The organism is Methanosarcina acetivorans C2A, assembly GCF_000007345.1.
Lineage (GTDB): Archaea > Halobacteriota > Methanosarcinia > Methanosarcinales > Methanosarcinaceae > Methanosarcina > Methanosarcina acetivorans.
On record NC_003552.1, the window covers coordinates 3,963,743 to 3,982,476 of the forward strand.

Annotated in this window: 15 protein-coding genes; 7 read left to right on the plus strand and 8 right to left on the minus strand. The window is 43.4% G+C overall.

Annotated elements, in window-relative coordinates; genetic code table 11:
* Positions 1-61 precede the first annotated feature (61 nt).
* From MA_RS16725 to MA_RS16745, 5 genes are all read right to left on the minus strand, one after another.
* On the minus strand, positions 62-2,254 hold the full coding sequence (locus tag MA_RS16725) for an ATP-dependent DNA helicase (RefSeq protein ID WP_011023138.1): 2,193 nt from the start codon (positions 2,252-2,254) through the stop codon (positions 62-64).
* Positions 2,255-2,493: 239 nt separating this feature from the next.
* Complete coding sequence (locus MA_RS16730) at positions 2,494-4,260, minus strand: ribosome biogenesis/translation initiation ATPase RLI (RefSeq protein ID WP_011023139.1); 1,767 nt, start codon at positions 4,258-4,260, stop codon at positions 2,494-2,496.
* Positions 4,261-4,809: 549 nt separating this feature from the next.
* Positions 4,810-5,223 (minus strand): hypothetical protein, encoded by a 414-nt coding sequence (locus tag MA_RS16735; protein ID WP_226990637.1) that lies wholly within the window; start codon positions 5,221-5,223, stop codon positions 4,810-4,812.
* A 476-nt stretch (positions 5,224-5,699) separates the two neighbouring features.
* Positions 5,700-6,719 (minus strand): MBL fold metallo-hydrolase, encoded by a 1,020-nt coding sequence (locus MA_RS16740; protein WP_048066456.1) that lies wholly within the window; start codon positions 6,717-6,719, stop codon positions 5,700-5,702.
* A gap of 212 nt (positions 6,720-6,931) precedes the next feature.
* Positions 6,932-7,831, minus strand: coding sequence for a DNA-3-methyladenine glycosylase family protein (locus tag MA_RS16745; RefSeq protein ID WP_011023142.1), 900 nt, complete (start codon positions 7,829-7,831; stop codon positions 6,932-6,934).
* 654 nt (positions 7,832-8,485) lie between these two features.
* Here MA_RS16745 and MA_RS16750 point away from each other — a divergent pair.
* The 3 genes from MA_RS16750 to MA_RS29510 all read left to right on the plus strand — a co-directional run bounded on the left by MA_RS16750 (position 8,486) and on the right by MA_RS29510 (position 10,008).
* Positions 8,486-9,151: a nitroreductase family protein gene (locus MA_RS16750; protein ID WP_011023143.1), complete on the plus strand. Its 666-nt coding sequence runs from the start codon at positions 8,486-8,488 to the stop codon at positions 9,149-9,151.
* A gap of 346 nt (positions 9,152-9,497) precedes the next feature.
* Complete coding sequence (locus tag MA_RS29505) at positions 9,498-9,686, plus strand: DUF1638 domain-containing protein (protein ID WP_282678896.1); 189 nt, start codon at positions 9,498-9,500, stop codon at positions 9,684-9,686.
* Positions 9,679-10,008 (plus strand): DUF1638 domain-containing protein, encoded by a 330-nt coding sequence (locus tag MA_RS29510; RefSeq protein ID WP_011023144.1) that lies wholly within the window; start codon positions 9,679-9,681, stop codon positions 10,006-10,008. The genes MA_RS29505 and MA_RS29510 overlap by 8 nt, the downstream gene beginning before the upstream one ends.
* A gap of 151 nt (positions 10,009-10,159) precedes the next feature.
* Here the strand turns inward: MA_RS29510 and MA_RS16760 are convergent, their stop codons facing one another.
* The 3 genes from MA_RS16760 to trxA all read right to left on the minus strand — a co-directional run bounded on the left by MA_RS16760 (position 10,160) and on the right by trxA (position 13,171).
* Entirely contained in the window at positions 10,160-11,446 is a 1,287-nt protein-coding gene (locus tag MA_RS16760) for a transposase (RefSeq protein ID WP_011023145.1), read from the minus strand.
* Between the two features lie 417 nt (positions 11,447-11,863).
* Entirely contained in the window at positions 11,864-12,271 is a 408-nt protein-coding gene (locus tag MA_RS16765; protein WP_011023146.1) for a DUF1699 family protein, read from the minus strand.
* A gap of 633 nt (positions 12,272-12,904) precedes the next feature.
* On the minus strand, positions 12,905-13,171 hold the full coding sequence (gene trxA / locus MA_RS16770) for a thioredoxin (RefSeq protein ID WP_048065637.1): 267 nt from the start codon (positions 13,169-13,171) through the stop codon (positions 12,905-12,907).
* Between the two features lie 1,407 nt (positions 13,172-14,578).
* Here trxA and MA_RS16775 point away from each other — a divergent pair.
* From MA_RS16775 to MA_RS16790, 4 genes are all read left to right on the plus strand, one after another.
* A complete protein-coding gene (locus tag MA_RS16775; RefSeq protein WP_011023149.1) occupies positions 14,579-15,607 on the plus strand; it encodes an ulilysin in 1,029 nt (342 codons plus the stop codon).
* 256 nt (positions 15,608-15,863) lie between these two features.
* A complete protein-coding gene (locus MA_RS28895; protein ID WP_048065638.1) occupies positions 15,864-16,193 on the plus strand; it encodes a hypothetical protein in 330 nt (109 codons plus the stop codon).
* A gap of 321 nt (positions 16,194-16,514) precedes the next feature.
* Complete coding sequence (locus MA_RS16785) at positions 16,515-17,477, plus strand: M28 family metallopeptidase (protein ID WP_011023151.1); 963 nt, start codon at positions 16,515-16,517, stop codon at positions 17,475-17,477.
* 178 nt (positions 17,478-17,655) lie between these two features.
* Positions 17,656-18,678 (plus strand): C1 family peptidase, encoded by a 1,023-nt coding sequence (locus MA_RS16790; RefSeq protein ID WP_011023152.1) that lies wholly within the window; start codon positions 17,656-17,658, stop codon positions 18,676-18,678.
* Positions 18,679-18,734 lie beyond the last annotated feature (56 nt).

The window sequence follows — 18,734 nt, forward strand, 5'->3', positions numbered from 1 at the left end:
CGCGGGGAATTAAAGAATAAAAAATGAAAGATTAATGATCATAAGGAAAATCAAGAAACGATCAAAAATCGCTGATTGTACTCTGCCCGTCTTGGGAACTTTTTTCAAGGCGCTCAGAATCAGAGATCTCAGAAACTGCTTCTCTTCTCCCAATCTGCCTGAAGATCCTCTCAGCAATTTTTGGGCCGACAAGGGCAGCTACCTTTTCAGGAGTAGCTCCTGCAAGGTCTGCTGTGGATTTGAAGCCTGCCCCATAAAGTTTTCTTGCCCTTACACGGCCGATGCCCCTGATATCGAGCAGATCCATCAGTTCCGGGCCTGCCCCGTAATGGATGCGCTTTTCAAGTTCTGCAGCTTCTTTTGCTCCTTTCAGGTCCAGGAGGCGGGCAAGCTGGGTGGCCACGTGCATGATCCATTCGGCAATGTCTGCAGTCGTGTGGATGTCTCCTTCCCCTGTACCGAATTTTAAACATATCTCGTTTTCAGGTTTCTCATGGATCCAGTCCATCAGCAAAAGAGAAGTCTTTACCTCACTCAGGAACCACTCATACTCAACAATATTGAAGGGGCTCGGCACCTTTGAGAACTCTTCTGCGTGTGCCATTACGAAATCATTGATATCCTGATAGTCCTGGCTCCGCATATACATCAGGCGCATATCGGGCGTACTGCAGACCAGGTGAAGAAGAGTTAGCTCGGTCAGGGTCCCGGCTTCTCTTAAGCCCTTTGCAATGAGGGCTGCAGAAAGTGGGTCAATATAGAGCCTGGAAACAAGTTTTCCGAACATTGTGGAAATTAGAGCATCGGAGTCCTGCTCAAGCATCCCTTCCTGCCGTAAAAAGTTCAGGCACTCATCCACAACCACGGAGAGCCCGAAGTTTGAGTACTGGTACGCAAAAAAAGTCGCCTCCAGAAAATCCATAAGCTCCTCTTTTGTCCGGGCAAACCCGTTAGAAATCGTGGAAAGAACATGTGTCCTGAGGGCGTTTTCCGTCCCGAGCTTGGACCAGATATCCTCGGCCCCGGCTTCTATATATTTCTCAAAAAGGAATAACAGTTCCTCATAGGACTTTGCCAGCAGTACAGCCTCCCCATAGGGGTCAAGCCTCGGTCTTCCGGCTCTTCCTGCCATCTGCTTGTATTCTAGCACCGGGATAGGCTGCATACCTGAATCCGAAGAATAGCGCCGATAGCTCCGAATAATTACACGCCTGGCAGGCAGGTTAAGCCCTGCTGCAAGGGTTGGGGTACTTGAGATAAGCTTTACGTACCCTTCCCGGAAGCCGGTTTCTACAAGTTCTCTCAGAGGCGAGGTGAGGCCTGCATGGTGAAAAGCTGTCCCTGCCCGAACGCAGGATGCAAGAACCGATGCGGTATCGGTTTCACTATTTTCCAGGATCTCATCGGCAATCCCTGCAAGCTTTTCTTTGTCTTCGGCAGAAAGGGTCTTTTTTACCGCGGAAGTAGCTTTCTTTGCAAAACCCATGCAGTTTTTCCGGCTGCTTTCGAAAACAAGGCACTGTCCACCTTCCCTGAGGGTATCGAGCACAAGGTTTATGGCTTCATCTTTTGTGGGCTGTTCAATGAGCTTTTCTTTATCCTTGCAGAAAAAGGTCCCGTCAAAAAACACTCCTTCCATAAGGTCAGTGGGCCTCCATTCACTTAGCACAAGTTCGGCGTCAAGCCAGGCTGCAAGTTCATCGGCATTCCCTACCGTTGCCGAAAGGGCAAGGATCTGACAGAAAGGGTTCATTTTCCGCAGCTTTGCCAGAGTGACTTCAAGGGTGGGGCCCCTGTCCGCAGAATCGATAAGATGGACTTCATCGACCACAACAACCGAGATCTCCTGCATCCAGGCAGTCTCGTTCCTGAGCAGGGAATCGGTTTTTTCCGACGTGGCTACAATGATGTCGTTTATGCCGAGCCCTTCGTCCCGCCTGTCGTAGTCTCCTGTTGAGATCCCGACCCTTATACCCAGTTCGGAAAAATCCTGAAAACGCCTGAACTTCTCGGAAGCCAGAGCTCGCAGGGGCACGATATAAAGGGCTTTTCCTCCTGCAAGCACGGATTTCAACATTGCAAGCTCCGCAAGCAGAGTCTTCCCCGAAGCCGTCGGGATTGCAGCAAGCAGGTTTTTCCCCTCAAGCAGTCCCTTTTCAACAGCCTCTGCCTGGGGGGGATAAAGTTCAGGAATCCCGGAGTTTTCATAAAAACGCTTTACTTCATCGGGCAGGTCGAGACTTTCTATTTTCATTAAAAACCAGAAACTCCCACATATGATAAAAAACTATTTTGAAACCGCAATTCAGTTGTCAGAAAACCGTTTTCCTGCAAAAAGTCGGGGTCCCCGTTTTAGGGAAACCCTCGAGTTATTCAGAAATTGGAATTTATCAGAAATTGGAATAACTGTCTTTTGCAGAATCAGTCTTTGAATCAGTCCTTAACAGGTCAGTCCTTAACAGGTCAATCCTTAACATATCAGTCCTTAACAGGTCAGTCTTTAGCGGAATAATAGTAGTTTCCGCTTTCCTTCTGTTCCCGGTCAAGCCTTGAGCCGAGGTTGTTTACACGGGGACGCCTCGTTTCTTCGTCCCTGCGGAAGGTGATGCCGAGGTTTTCCAGGAACCTGTTCATGCCGCTTTCCATGCTGAAAGGCCCGTGGGCTTCACCGTAAACAGAAGGTTTGCCTTCAAAAACAAGGAGACGCTGACTGAGCATATCGATCATGTAGATGTCGTGGTCAACGACCATAGCTGTCTTCTGGTTATTTTCGGCAAAGCGGTTGATGACTTTGGTGACCATGGAACGCTGCTCCACATCAAGGTGGGCACTCGGTTCGTCCAGGATATAGAGGTCGGCTTCCTGGGATAGGCAGGCAGCAATTGCCACCCTCTGCAGTTCTCCGCCACTCAGTTCGGTAAGCAAGCTTTCATAGATCCTTTCAAGCTGGAGGGGGTTTGCGATCTCAACCTCATAGTAGCTGGTCCCGAAACGCTTTGTAATGCCTCGCAGGAAGTCCTGGACACTTACAGGAGTGTCGGCTTTAATGTACTGGGGCTTGTAGGAAATTTTAACCTCGATTCCCGGGTCCCCTTCATCGGGTTTGATTTCCCCTGCCAGGACTTTTACGAAAGTTGACTTACCTATCCCGTTAGGCCCGACTATCCCGAGCACTTCCCCTTCCCGCAGGCTTCCGCCTGTTGCCTTGAGGGAGAAGCCGTCCCCATACTGCTTTGAAAAGCTGTTAAAGGAGACCATAGACTGAAACTGGGCGTCCTCTCTTGGGGGATGGACCTCAAACCTGATGGCTTCCGGCCGGATCCGGATGTTTTCTTCAGGGAGATAGCCTTTAAGGTACTGGTTGATCCCGACCCGCACACTTTTCGGGAGGGTGATCACACCGAAACCTGCGGGTTCACCATAGGCTATGTGAATGACGTCCGTAAGCATGTCCAGAATCGCAAGGTCGTGCTCGACTACAAGCACTGCCCTGTCCTTTGAGATTTCCTGAACCAGGCGGGCAACGTTAATTCTCTGGTAAATGTCAAGGTAGGGGCTTATTTCGTCAAAGAAGTAGAACTGGGCATCCCTTGCCGCACAGGCTGCAATCGCTACCCTCTGAAGTTCCCCACCACTCAATTCCGAAATTTTTCGCTCGACTACCCCTCTCAGGTCAAGCCTATCGATAAGCTCGTCAAGAAATCCTCTTTCATCGGTTTTTTCAAGCAGTTCCGAGGTCTTGCCTTTGAAAGCTTTGGGGATCAGGTCAACGTACTGGGGCTTCTGGGAGACTTTTACCTTCCCGTCCACTACATCTTTGAAATAATCATGAAGCGCGGTCCCGGCATAGTGTTCGAGTACCGTATCCCAGTCCCCTTTCCCCTGCCCGAAGTTAGGGACCAGGGTTCCGGAAAGGATCTGGACAGAAGTACTCTTCCCTATCCCGTTCGGGCCCAGAATCCCGGTCACCTTTCCTATCCTCGGCACTGGGAGCCCGAAAAGGGCAAAACCGTTTGGTCCGTACCTGTGCGTGGGTTCCTGCAGGGCTTCAGGAAGCCCTATGATCATGATGGCATCGAAAGGACATTTGTTAATGCATATCCCGCAGCCCACACAGAGTTCCTCGGAGATGACCGGCTTTCCGTCGTCCTCAAAAACAATGGTTTCGTCTCCTGTCCTGACTCTAGGACAGTACTTTTCGCACTCCTTGCTGCATCTTCTGGGCTGGCACTTGTCTTTGTTAAGTATAGCTATTCTCATAATAGTCCCCGAAAATTACGTTTTTTGATTGGTTAAAACATAAAATGAATTCAGTGAGATGGGTTCATTTGTGTAATTGATCCGTTTGTGTAATTGACCCGTTTGTGTAATTGACCCGTTTGTGTAATTGACCCGTTTGTGTAATTGGTCCGTTTGCGTAATTGGATTCATTTGTACAAGTTTTATGAATTCGTAACGTGTTAATGAGATTAGTAATGCGTTATAATCTAATACTGTATGAATTTATAATGTGGTATTATAATGTGGTATAGTTATCTGATCCCAGTCCTGGGAGTTTCTTTTCTATTCAGTAAAGATACTTATGATCGAGTTCATGCCCACGTATAAACCAGTCAGGCTATACGGCAGTTATCGGTTATGAAATGCCTGCTCTGGTATATGAACCGTTGGAATGTTGCAGGCAGGAAATATCTCCGTGGTAAAGAGCATTATTAAAAATGAAGGAAAAAAACAATAGCAAAAGAGCCCGGGTAAAAAGGCCTTCTTTTTTGGGAAAGCCTTTTTTGAAGCCCAGGAAAAGAATTTTTTTCAATTCAGGAGCAACGTCCAGGTCACAAGGAAGAAATCCATAACTACGAACTCGACAAAAAACCAGTCCTTAAACTTGAATTCCTTGGCGTCTATTTTAAGCGGGATGTATAAAAGCTTCTGAGCATAATACGTGATTCCGATAACGATCATAAGTATGGCATACCAGATACGGTCTTCGCCTGCCCCGTACTGGACGAACATTACAACTCCGAAGATTACTCCAAGTATTGCAGCAACAACTGTTTTTATAATGTCGTCCCTGTGAGCTTTCTGCTTTTCTTCGGGGGTCTTTTGCTTGGGAAGACTCTTTTTTTCGGGAGCCTCAACACTTGCTGTGTCAATTTCGACGGGAGCCTTTTTAGCAGTTGCGGGCTCCTTTCTGGACTTTGACTTTGGGGATTGTTTACTCAACCTGCATTCTCTCCTGAACGGCAATTATCTTTCCTGGGGATGTAGTATTAGTTAAAAGCTTAAAAGGACTAAAAATGGGATTATAAATTTCAATGATCATATTTGATTTGGTGATACTGATTAAACAGGGTCTGGTTAATTAGAGCTAAATTTGACTCCGGTATACTGGTTAAATTAGATTTTGAGCATCAGATTTTGAGTATCAGATATTGAGTATTAGATTTTGAGTATTAGATTTTGAGTATTAGATTTTGAGTAATAGTGTTGGTTAAATTAGAGCTGATTAAATAGAGTTAAATGGACCTTGAAGCCTTAAATTATTAGCCTGGAACTTAAATCGTCGGATCGGATCCTCAAACCGCAGTCTGAATTTGAATTGAAACCTACCGGACCCGGATCATTAAATTAAAGTACCAGATTTAAATGATCATATTTAAATTTTTAGAGTTAAATTATTAGAACCGAATCTCAGAGATTTAAATAAATTCATTGCTTAAAACATTACCGATCTGATCTATGGATATCGAATCGATCCCTATTGAATTTAAATGTTTTGAAAATTTGGAAGGTCTGTGACCCCCGGGATGATAAACAAGCGTGACTTCAGGGGTGAGTTTTCGAACCATATCCTCAAGCCCGCAGGCATCAAGGTGGTCGCTTATCTTGATAATAGGATACGGGTAATCCGCACGGCAGCTCAGTACGTACTTTTTCACATTTCGCGGGAGCTTGTCAAGATCCCAGGGAGCCACCACGAAAACCTCATCCTCCCCTCTGGAGTCAATCCCTGCAAGTTCTCCGGCATCCTCAAGCATGCTCCGTGTAAGTGCCCTTGTCCGGGCTTCCATACGAATGGCGCCTTCATATCCGAAGCCCCTCATTAATTCAACGGCACGCTGGGCTTTTCCGAACTCGTATGCCCCGAAAGCAACAGGGCCGCTCTCAAAAAGGGCGCATTTCATACTTTCGAGGTCGTCCGCAAAGTGGCAGGAAGGATCTTCAGGGTCCCCGTAGTTAGCTTCGGTGATAAGGACATCGCAGGGAGGAAGCTTGCTGGCATTCTTGACATCCCCCGTGACCAGAATCCTTGTCCCCACATCGTTTTCCCAGTAAAAAGCTGCGGCACCGGCAGTGTGCGCCGTGGGGTAAGTCTTTACCCTGACACCCTCGATTTCAATCTCGTCCCCGAGCCTGCACATGCTTCCCACGTACTTTCTATCGTGCCTGATTTCAAGAGCAGTTGCGGTTTTATCCGTACAGACTGCCCGCGGAGAGAGCATAGCCGATTTCCCATGATGATCGGAATGGGCATGAGTGATCAGGTATGCATCTGGCTGGGGTTGTTTTCCCGGACTCCGGGTAGTGTCGATGGAAAAAGTACGTAACTCTCCTGCATTGTTCCTGAAACGGATTGAGACATGGGGCTTGAAGTTTCCTCGTGAGTTGCGCTGCCTGAGCGCCAGCACACCAAGATCAATTAGTTTTTTAGAAATCACGCCAATCTCTGAGGAGATTACACTTAACATATTTAAGTTTAGGGAAACCTCGTAAATTCCGGAGATATTACATTAGAAACTATATTGGAAACCATATTAGAAACAGCTTTGTTACCCTGAACCGCGTGAATAAGGATGTAAATTGGGAGTTTACAGGGAAATCCTTCTTCAAATACCCTGCTTGCAAATGATCTCAGATGATCTTAATTTATTCAACAGGCTGCCCTGAGATAATAAGCCCAATAACCTTTAAAATCTCCATAACTATCGGCAACTCGCCTAAACTGATCTTCTGTAGCTTCCGGGCCATAGAATCTTTTAAAGCAATTGAGAAGAGTTTTTTCGTGCTCTGAAAGTTCTTCCATTCTTCCGAGACCTCTTATAAGTATCAGATGAGCTGACCACTCCCCGATACCCCATATATTCATCAGCCACTCTCTTACATCTTTTATATTACCTTGCCTTAGAAAATTTTCATCCACCCTATCAAAGGCATCGGCAACTGCTATTAAATACTCTGATTTTCTTTCGTTTTTTATAATGGAAGCCAGATTTTCCACACCCAGATTTTTTACTTGCCGGGCTGAAGGAAAAGTCCTGTACACAATTCCTTCAATTTGAATGCTATTCCCTATAGCCTCAGTGAGCTTGTTTTTTATTTTGTGGGCTACTTTCATGGATATTCTCTGGCTCAACACCGCCCAGGCTGCGGCTTCAAAAGGAGTTAAGAATTTTACCTGGTGCAGGCCGTAAAGCTCCTCCAGCACAGGGACAAATTGGGGATCTTTGCTTCCCAGAACATAAAAGGGTTGCAGATCATCATCAAGGCTCAAAAAGAATTTTATTCTATCCAGAAGTGCAGATTTTATTTCTTCGCTTATTTCTTCGCAGGAATAAAAGATGTAAGATAAGCCCGGTTCCGAAACAGTGCCTTCGTTTTTCAATCTGAAGGCTAAAATCTTATTTTCCAGGTAAACTGCCTTTGTAAATGAAAAGCCAGTGACAGTCTGTTCCCCTTCCGCAGGAGCAAACATACCCATAAAATTTAGAGATTTCGAAAAATCAAAAGGAGTTGCCGGAAAAAGTTTTCCCTGAATACTGTGAAGTCTCATTTTCGTTCCCTACTTCCAAAATTATCAACTAATAGCTTCAGAAACCGGATTTTAATCCGCATAAATCCAGGATCACAAGCCTGGGAGGTCAATTACATCCCAGACTGAGATATTCTGACAGCGAATCAAAAGTTAACCCAAATATCAATTATTCAATACTTGAATCTAACACAATTTAAGTGCTTCCTCCTTGAAGGCACCAATTGCTACTCAACACTAAAAGAAAAAAGCTAAGATTTGAATTATCACTATAGTTTGACTTCATAATAATGTCTCAGCAAAATTCTGGGAGGATGTATCAAGGCATTATTAGGTCAATTAAAAGGCATTAGATCAATTAAAGGCATTAGATCAATTAAAGGAATTAGGTAAATTAGAGGTATTAGGTAAATTAAAAGGCATTAGGTAAATTAGAGGCATTAGACCAATTAAAGGAATTAGGTAAATTAGAGGTATTAGGTAAATTAAAAGGCATTAGGTAAATTAGAGGCATTAGACCAATTAAAGGCACGAAGTAAATTGGAGGCATCAGAGAATAAAAATGATTTTTCACTATATCCTGTTCTCTTTACTACTATTTGATAAGCATCTTTAATGACATCCTGTGATTAAAATACCTATCAGGTTTTATTCAAATGAGGATATGATCTGGATATGAATGCAATAACACCTGATCAGCAAAACGTTGTACTGGACAAAATCTTTGTGGAAAGAAGGTCTTACAGGCAGTTTAAGCAGGAATTCCCGCCAGAAGAAGATATAAGGGGAATCATACGTACCGGGCTTCATGCACCTTTTGCTGCTGCAGCTGTGGGTGAAACAGAGGATTATTTCCGGAGATTTTTTGTTTTGAAAAAGGGTTCAAAAAGTCTGAAAGCAGCAGCTTCCCTTATCTTTGAAGAAGCTATGACAACAGCTTCAAATCTCGAACGTGCTGTGGAGAGCGACCCGGTGCTCCGCACACAGGCCAGCGGGTTTGCAAAACGGCTTACAATGATCAAAAAAATGGGACAGGTTCCCGGAGTCGGTACGGCTCCTTACTTCATAGTGGTGGCCGAGAGGAAAGGTTTTCCCCCGGTAGAACAACAGGCACTTGCTCACTGTCTGGAGAACATGTGGCTGAAGGCAACTGCGCTTGGCCTAGGATTCCAGCTGGTCTCCATTACAGCTCAAATGGCGGACAACCCGGCATTCTGCACACTCCTTGGGCTTCCTCCAGGGAAATGGGCTCTTATGGGATGTGCGATAGGCTACCCGGTCAAAGAACTGCCTCCTTCGGCCCGCCCGCCGGTAGAAAAGGTCACACGCTGGCTGGAATGAAAAACAAATAAAATTCATATGTGCAAGCTGAGTTTCTAGCCTCCGGTATGACCGTCCTATCAATCCGGGAAACCGATAAACTAACATTTATAGAAGGGATCCCGTTTGTATACTTACTGAGAAGTAAGTGCGCTACTATGGAAGAGATGAACAAACAAATCAACAGATACTCCATTATGCAGGGAACTTTTTGCAGTGTTCTGCCCGTGAGCAGCTTCAATATTATTTTGATTACACCCTGAAAGATAAGGTAAACCTCCTGCACAAAATACTTCCCACCGAAAAAAATTCCCTTACTCTCCGGGACAGATGGTGAATGTGAGAAATATACGATTCTGATCTGCCTATGGAGCCGGAGCTACATAGAAATCCCAGAGAGTTGAAAAACAGGGTATACGAGAACGTAGAGAATCTCAGCTCCTTTTCTTCCGGGATTTTGCTTTTTTACGGTTTATGCGGAAACGTCCTGGGAAATGTCGAAAAAGACTTTGAAAGAAGGGCTTTCCCCTGCCCGGTTCGTAGGAGGGGTGGATAACTACCTGAAGATACTAAAAAGTGTCAGTGACTCTGGAACATATCTTTTTACGCCCACGTACAGCAAAAGCTGGAGAGAACCGATTGAACTGGACCGGTTACACCACGATCCGGCTAAAGTATTGAAAATAATGAAAAAGACCCGTGAAATGATCGGCTACAAAAAGGTTGCAAAGATCAATACGGGGCTTGAATATACTGAAAATTTCGATGATTTGATCAGGGAATTTGCAGAAATATTTGATTTCGAAATACGAGTCTTTTTAATTTTTTCTGGTTTTTCTTCAATTTCAAGACAACCACAAAATTTCATCCCAATTTGAGCAAATCAATTCACTCATTTAAAAATGTTGATTCATTTACACAAGCATTCACCAAAATTTTCCAAATTGTGGAACTATTTTTGTGGGAATTTCCGACAGCTACAGCTATAAGCCATCAAGTTTAAGAACTAATTATTCTCCAATTCTAGCATTATCCATATTGGAATCTTGCTCTCATTAAAGGTGAGAAACCTTTCCATTTTCCAGTGCTGAAACACCGTTTGTTGAAAAAAGTAAATAGATTGTAACAAAAATTAGTTAGTCCATTATTGGTTTTGAATGACCTCGCTTTGTCTACTATATCACATATCAAAGAAAATATCTGTTCCATTGTATTATCTGTCTCAGGTGTAAAACCTTTTTTCAAGAAGCTCACATTCTTGCTGAAAATCTCTTCGGCATAAGAAATCGCTTTATGAGACGCTTCAGAAAGTTCAAGATCAGAGTTAAATTCTCGTATCTTCTGAATATGCGCAACAGCACTGATAACCGTATCAGACAGTATCAATTGAGATATCTCATTGTAGGTAATCTTATCGTTATCTGGAATCTCTTCAATAGAACTGAATTCCTCATAATACCTCTTACTAACGTTTTTTAATTGATGAAACACACAAAAAGAATGAGTCACTTCAGGAAAGACCATTTTTACGGCTCCAATGATCGCTTTATCCTCATCAGAAACAATCTTTTTGATTTTATCTTCAGGAAATCGGTTCTTTATTCGTATAAAAAGAGGCATCAGAGCCTCAATTGTTGGTAACCTCTCAGTTACTTCAAAATCTAAAATGACCTTCTCTTTGGTAGCAACAACGTAAACAGATTTATATCGCATTTTTTTCCATTCTTTCTTTGTGAGTTTCGTTCCAATAAATTCTTCAAGCTTTTTTTTCCATCCATTCTTGATCCAATTCCCATCAACATACAATGTTTCTTCAAAGCTAACTCCTTGGTTCAAAAGTTCTTGCTTTGAAAGTTTTGCTAGTTTCTGTTCATATAACCACAATGAAGTGGGACAAGGAGCTCTTCCACAGACATTTATTACTCCTTCTGTATATGTTTCCCCAATTCGCCGAGAATTGTGCAGACTGCATCGTCCATCGTATCTGACATTTATTTGTGTATCATAATATTCAGAACTGTAATTTGCAGAACCCTGAACACCAATAACCTGATCATGATAATGTTTCTTACAAGTGGGACAAAGCCAGTATGTAACATTGAGAGATATAGTGCCGTAACGTGATATAATAAAACAAGTGTGATGAGAGTTAACATGTAATTTACTTCCACAACTATCACACTGAGTAGGGGAGAATATAGAGAACATGGGATAGTATCGATTTCCAACCAAAACTTTTGGCAAAGGAATTATTATTTTGCCGTCAACTATCGTTTTTATCATTGATTTATCTATTGCAATGTTTCCTTTTCCCATAAATAGAAAAAATATATCAATATAATTAAAATTTTATTGTTTTGCACGATATAGAGGGAAAACGAAAAACCAGAAAATAATAAAAAGTCTCCGAAATACTGGAATTCAAAGAGGAAAATCAAAAAATTTCCGAAGATTGCCATGGGGAAATTAAAGTGGCAACCCGGAGTAAATAAAACCGATTCAAAAAAGCAATTGAGTAACCCCAATTTACCTGATAATGGTTGAAAAGTGAAACATCAGAATCGTAATCTTGGCCTGCGGGAAATGACTCCGTCCAGGTCTTCAAAATTCCAATAAAATCTTCTTCTTTCTTCAAGCGGAAGATTTTGGGCTGGAGACCAGATAATAAATGAGGAATCGATGAACTGTACGACCTAATCTCCAGCAAAGTCTTAAGGACATCCCCGAAAAGAATCAGACAGAAGCTTCCTTATTCAGGATATAAGCGACCATTTCAGGGTTCAGCTTGCTTTCCCTTGAAATTTTTTTCTCAATCTCCTCGGCTGGTTTGCCTTCAATTTTCATGGCTTTAATCTTTTCAATCACTGAGGATGGAATTGCATAATATTCGTTGATGTCCTTCCTGTGACCCCAGACGTCGCCTTCAAGAAGCTGTATTCTCTGCATCAGAAGGAACATTTCTATGGATTTTGAAACTGTGCGCATGTAAGATTTAGGTAGCTGAATTACCTCAATCTTCGGGCAGGTTTCAACCAGTCCAAAAATGTCCTTGTTCGAAGGCCTGAAAGCCAAGTGTACGATACGCTCATTCGGATTAAGTGTAAAGATTTCTTCTCTTGAACTAACCACTCTTATTCTCATGTTTTCCCCCCACTGTTCGTTTATGTTTAATTTGTTTTATGTTTTGAGTTGTTTCATTTTTACTATATTAGAAAGTACATACACTTGTTATAAATAGTTATCTCATTGAACTAATATTATTTGGATAGTATAGCGATTAGTACGGTTCTGTCAGGCATTAGAGAAAGAGCCTTAAAAAGCCTTAAAAAAGAATAAAGACACTATTCACAGGTATAATTATAATTTCCAAATAGTTTTTAGTCTTTTTTCATACTAAAAATATTTTTGCGTACTACTTGAATAATTCAGATCTTTAATTCCTGAATATTATAGATTCAGTCTGAAATTCAACTGAGATTTTGCTCAAAGAAGGACAGAGAAAGCTGCAATAACAATTAGAAAAAATTCATGGGGCTTGGAGTACCAGAGAAAACTCCGTGAGAAATTTCAGACAGAAGTTAAATTTCATATTGGAGTTAAAGAAAAAATAGCAGGAGAACGACAGAAGAACATTCAAAGGAATATTTCAGAATGAAAAACCTCCGGCTGGGAATGAAAAATTGCGCCAGAAGGCTTCTAAAAAGAAATAGGTAAAAAGTTGTGCTCCCTCAGGTTCGCTGAACCCGGGAGGCTTTATCCAGAAGAATACAGGGATCAGAGAAGCTTATCAAGTTCAGCTGCCAGTATACTGCCCTGGGTAACACCCATAAAGCGCTTTACTTCAGTCCCATCCTTCTGAATGATCAGGGTCGGGACAGCATGTATGCCGTACTTTGAGGCAAGTTCCTGGTTTTCATCCACATCGACAACCTTGAACTCAACCTTATCCCCATACTTTTTTTCGAGCTCTTCAAGAATAGGTTTTTGCATCCTGCAAGGTCCACACCATGTTGCGGAAAAGTCCAATAACATCGGTTTCATAAAATCACCTGCAATACTTGAAACGTCTGAGACTTTTGCTGTTTTAGTTTATAACTACTCCGGTCAGCGTGCAGAGGAATCGTATATGTGCGTCCGTACGGCACGGCTGCTGGCACCCCAATCCTGAATGATAGACGACCTAAAGATAGAATTACCAGATACAGGGTCGGGACTCAATTTATTGTATATATTCTTCGTGATATGAAATAATTTTCCCACTATCCGATTATTCTTCCTGCTTCGTACGTTTCCCGCCGAGAATAAGTCCGCAGGCTTTATCCTGCCATAGTAAGGTGAATTATTTCCATATCGAAGTGCAATACTCTTTATATTGATCGCAGCATTTATATCTCTATCGCGTCTGGTCCCACACAGAGCGAATCCGATCTCTATTCCGTTTAAATCAGATAAGAGTTGAGATAGCCGCAAGCATTGCAGAACTTGAAAGACGGCTCAAAAATACCGACTCATAAGAGTATCTTGCCATAACAGAGAGCTCTATATTCCAATCTGGAAATGAGATTACTCCATAAAGTATCACTTATTGATCGCACAGGTCTATGGTTTCTCCGTTTTCAGCCAGATTATCTTCTCTCACCGCTATCTGACATAGACTTTTACATCTGACATAGACTTTTACTTATCATATTGTCAGACGATCAAATTTGATTCTGATTGGAAATAAGGCAACGGATAATCAACAGGCTTACACTGGTTGAAATCTCCGGAAGTTGTCAGGAAACTTTTGAAGCTTATAGAAAGCCCCGGAGTATTTGAGCTTCTCTTAAAATTTTCGATCGAAAAACAAAGTATCCACCATCTGTCCGACTGGACTTGATGGGATATTATTGAAAGTTAAATAGCTAAATCTCCCAATGCTTCATATTTCTTTTTAGATTTACAGTTCAGGATTCTTTGAATAAAATAGACTAATAGAGCCTTAATGGGACCTTTGAGATATCTAATTAACTCCCTCCCACACTGGTTCTTCCCTATGAGAGAAAAATTTGAATAAAAAAGTAAGAGTCCTGATTTATTCTGATCATTGTTGAGTACATTTAATTCTATAATAGTTATATAATAATTATATGAATTATATAATTGATGGGACACCAGCAGCTCAATTTATTTTTAGCTGAAAGAGTGGAATAAACTGCCTGAATCAAACATTATTTGTCTGTGGCGGAATCAGGAATCGTTTGTAACAGATGTAACAGATAATCAAAATTTTAGATGTATCATTGATCTATTTATAACATATTCAGATTCAGATAGGTTGATTAATAGATAATCAGGTCCATCAAAATGCGAGCAATTTAGGATACCATCAAAAAGAATCTAATTAATCGACACATCTGGAGTTCCGAATAATGTTCCGAATATATAACTAAGTGGGGGGATGTATAAATGGCAGAAAAATTTGAAAGTAGAGGGATAGAGGAAGCGTCATCTGAAGTGCCAACTCAACGTAGATGCGGAGCAATGGAAGTTCACCACAGGCTGCTAAGGTCTGCGTCGTACGTCAGAGAACGCGATCAAATTGAAAATCTGGCTCTCAAATATAAACAAGGGTTTCGAGCAATATCTCGGATGGAAATTGTCAAGATCCCTGTGGTTGTTCATGTCGTATGGAATGAAGAAGAGGAGAATATTTCTGACGCTCAGATCCAGAGCCAGATAGATATTCTCAATAAAGACTTCCGCAAGTTGAATTCCGACGTGTCACAGGTGCCTTCTGTCTGGAGTAATCTCATAGCAGACCTGGGGATTGAGTTTTTCCTCGCAACAAAAGACCCGAATGGAAATCAGACTACAGGAATAACTCGCACTCAAACTTCAGTGACCTTTTTCACTACCAGCGATGAAGTGAAATTCGCATCCAGTGGGGGTGAGGATGCATGGCCGGCCGATCGTTATCTGAATATTTGGGTATGTCATGTGCTTAAAAGTGAGATAGGTCAAGACATATTGGGTTACGCGCAATTTCCAGGTGGGCCCGCTGAAACCGATGGTGTTGTTATTGTTGATGCAGCTTTTGGTACCACTGGAACTGCCTTACCGCCATTTGACAAGGGACGAACGGCAACCCATGAAATCGGACACTGGTTAAACCTCTACCATATCTGGGGTGACGAATTGCGTTTTGAGGATCCATGTTCACGTTCAGATGAGGTTGATGATACTCCAAATCAGGCAGATCCTAATTTTGGCTGTCCAAGTTATCCACATGTCAGCTGCAGCAATGGACCAAATGGCGATATGTTCATGAATTACATGGATTACGTAGACGATAAATGTATGGTTATGTTCACACAGGGCCAGGCAACTCGTGTAAATGCATGTCTTGACGGACCAAGATCATCGTTCCTGGCGAGAGTGGAAGAAACAGAAAAGAAAGAAGCACCATCCAAGCGTGAAATGCCTATGCCAAGGTAAAACGCCTGTGGACAAAATGGAAAGGGCATAGTCTGAAGGTGAAATGCCTATGCCAATGTGAAGTATCTCTGAGGAAGATAGATGTCGTATCGTCTGAGGGCGGAATACCTTGACGTTTCGTCCTCGGTATCGGTTCTTCCCCGTATCATAAATAATGGATAACTCAAAAAATAGGGCCTGTCAGTAACCGGCTATGAATATATGGACCGGGTAACTGATGACTTCTTTTGGCAAGGGCAAATATAAAGGATAAAATATGACCGAATTACCTGAAGAGATCTTCCGGATATGGATACACTCCTTTGAGGAAGATACGAATGGAATAACTGTATACAGGCCAGTTGAGTACGAGTTTCCGCGAGCTCGCGGTAGGGGGGGGATTGAGTTCAGGCCAGATGGAGTGTTCATCGATTGGGAAATTGGCCCTACTGATGCCTCTCGCGGAATTAACGGACACTGGGAGATGGAGGGCCCCGGGCGAGTGCGTGTATCTTTTGAAGGCAATGCCCGGCCACCTCGAATCCTGGAAATCCTTCAGATTGATGCGGAGATTCTGAAGGTGAGGCAGTTGCCAGCATCTTCCTGACCTGCATTCGGAGGTGAGATAACGGGGAGGTATATAGTACTCTCGGACTCCGGCGAAAAACACAGTGCTGAGGAATCGGCGGCGAGGAATTTTGGAGCACATTGGGTTCGGCTTGGGGATCAGACTGTAGTATGGACAGATTCCGAAGAATGGAACGCTTTCACCAATAAAGCCAGAAAGGCAGGCATAAGTCTTGACCGGGTAGAAGGTCGAGAGCTGGAAGGCCAGCTTTATCTTATCATTCAGATCGGGAGGGCATTCCAGGATACATATCCTGAAGCCAGGGTAGCCATAGAAAAAGGCCGTTATTTAGTAGTCGATTTGCTCCCCGAGGAAGTAAGCCGTTTCACTGAAGGCGAGGGGGACTGGTGGACGATACGTCCGCTGGCAATGGACAGCGTGGTTATGGATATAATCAAACCTGAAGCCCGGGAAGCCGTTCCAAGGATGCAGGCAAACATTGAAGCTGTGTCACAATCCACATACAATTATTATCTGAGTTCGCTGGTGAATTTCCTGACTCGTCATTCCTTAAGCTCTCAATTTACCAGCGCAGCAACCTGGGCGACAGATCAGTTGCAAAACTTTGGTTACCAGGTGGAATTGATTCCAATAAATGTTGGAAGTGGCGAAAGCTATAATGTCATTGCGGATCGTTCGGGCAATGAAAGTGGAGCCCGTAAACTGATACTTGTTACTGCTCACCTGGACTCGGTAAACCTCACCGGGGGAAGGGAGGCACCCGCCCCGGGTGCGGATGACAATGCAAGCGGTGCTGCAGGGGTTCTGGAGATCGCACGCGTGCTTGCTGAACATCCTGCAAAACAAGACCTGCGTCTCATTCTTTTTGGCGGGGAGGAACAGGGCCTTCACGGGAGCAAACAATATGTCAGCGGATTGGCGACCAGTGAACGCGCCCGTATCAGTGCAGTTATCAACATGGACATGGTTGCGACCTTAAATACCGCATCGCCAACTGTCTTGCTCGAAGGAGCTCCAGTTTCAAGGACTATAATGGGAGAACTTGCCGAAGCAGCTTCGACATACACATCACTGGCTGTCCAGACATCAGAGAACCCCTTTGCAAGTGATCACGTACCTTTCATCGATGAGCTTATCCCTGCAGTTCTCACGATTGAAGGAACTGATAGTTCAAATACCAACGTACATACCGCTAATGATACGCTTGATCACATCAACTGCGGTCTTGCACTGGACATTGTCCGGATGAATTTAGCTGTTACTTTCAGGCTGCTTGGTGTTGACGAGTCGCAGACACCCTAAATGCCTTTTCCGAACCGGTCATTTTCCAGGTTTAATTGGTGCAGGAACAGAGACGTATACAGAGCAGAAAATCAGAAGCGTGATACGAACATACAATTGGAAATAATTAATAGTTAAAGTAGACGGATTATTTTGTGGGATACAAAAAGCAGTAAAGCAAAATGAGTGGGGTAATGAAATGATTGGAATAGTAGCTGCCTTCGAAAAGGTGAAAATTCCGGAAATGGGAAAAAGTTTTGGAACCGGCTGGCTCCCTCCGTTACCGTCCTTAAAAGATTACACAGAAGAAAGCGCTCAGATTCCCGAGATGGCAGAAAAACTCGGAATTCCGACTTCCAGAAAGGAAACAAAAACTCTGGAACTGCCTGTTTCCATAGACTTCAGGAATTGGTGTTCGCCGATTGAAGATCAAATGGATCTGGGCTCCTGTACCGCCCACGCAGGTGTAGGAGTGGTAGAGTACTTTGAGCGACGAGCCTTTGGGAAACATATTGACGGGTCAAGATTTTTTGTCTACAAGACGACCAGAAACCTGATGGGAGTCAAGGGAGACACCGGAGCCTGGCTCCGGAACACCATGGGAGCACTGGCTCTTTGCGGTGTCCCGCCTGAAAAGTATTTTCCCTACACCAGCAGGAAAACTCCGGGACCGGACGGAGAACCGACATTTGACGACGAACCTTCAAGCTTTGTATATTCGCTTGCCGACAACTTCGAAGCCCTTAACTACTTCTGCCATGACCCGCAGGGCATGAATTTACCACCTGAAGATGTCATCCTCAGCGTGAAGAAGTACCTTGCGGCAGGAATTCCCTCAATGTTCGGCTTTTACGGGTTTCCCTCCTTTAAGGATACAGATGTTAAAGGTGGAATTCCTTTCCCGGGTCCCGATGAGAGGTCAATATGGGGCCACGCGGTCGTTGCAGTCGGCTATGATGATAACATGAAGATCAGAAATACCCTCAGCAACAAAGAAACCACCGGTGCCTTTTTGATCCGCAATTCCTGGGGCACAGCCTGGGGTGATAAGGGGTATGGATGGCTGCCTTATGAATATGCCCTGAACAAATTTGCACTGGACTTCTGGTCTCTTATCTCAATGAAATGGGTTGAAACAGGGAATTTCGGACTTGAACTCGAGAGTTCCAGGAGTAGAGCTCGCGAAACTCTCAGCCGAGACATGCCTCTGCCCCATGCATAAAACAGGAAAAATAGAAAAAAGGAGAGATTATAGGAACAGGATATCTGTCCAATATA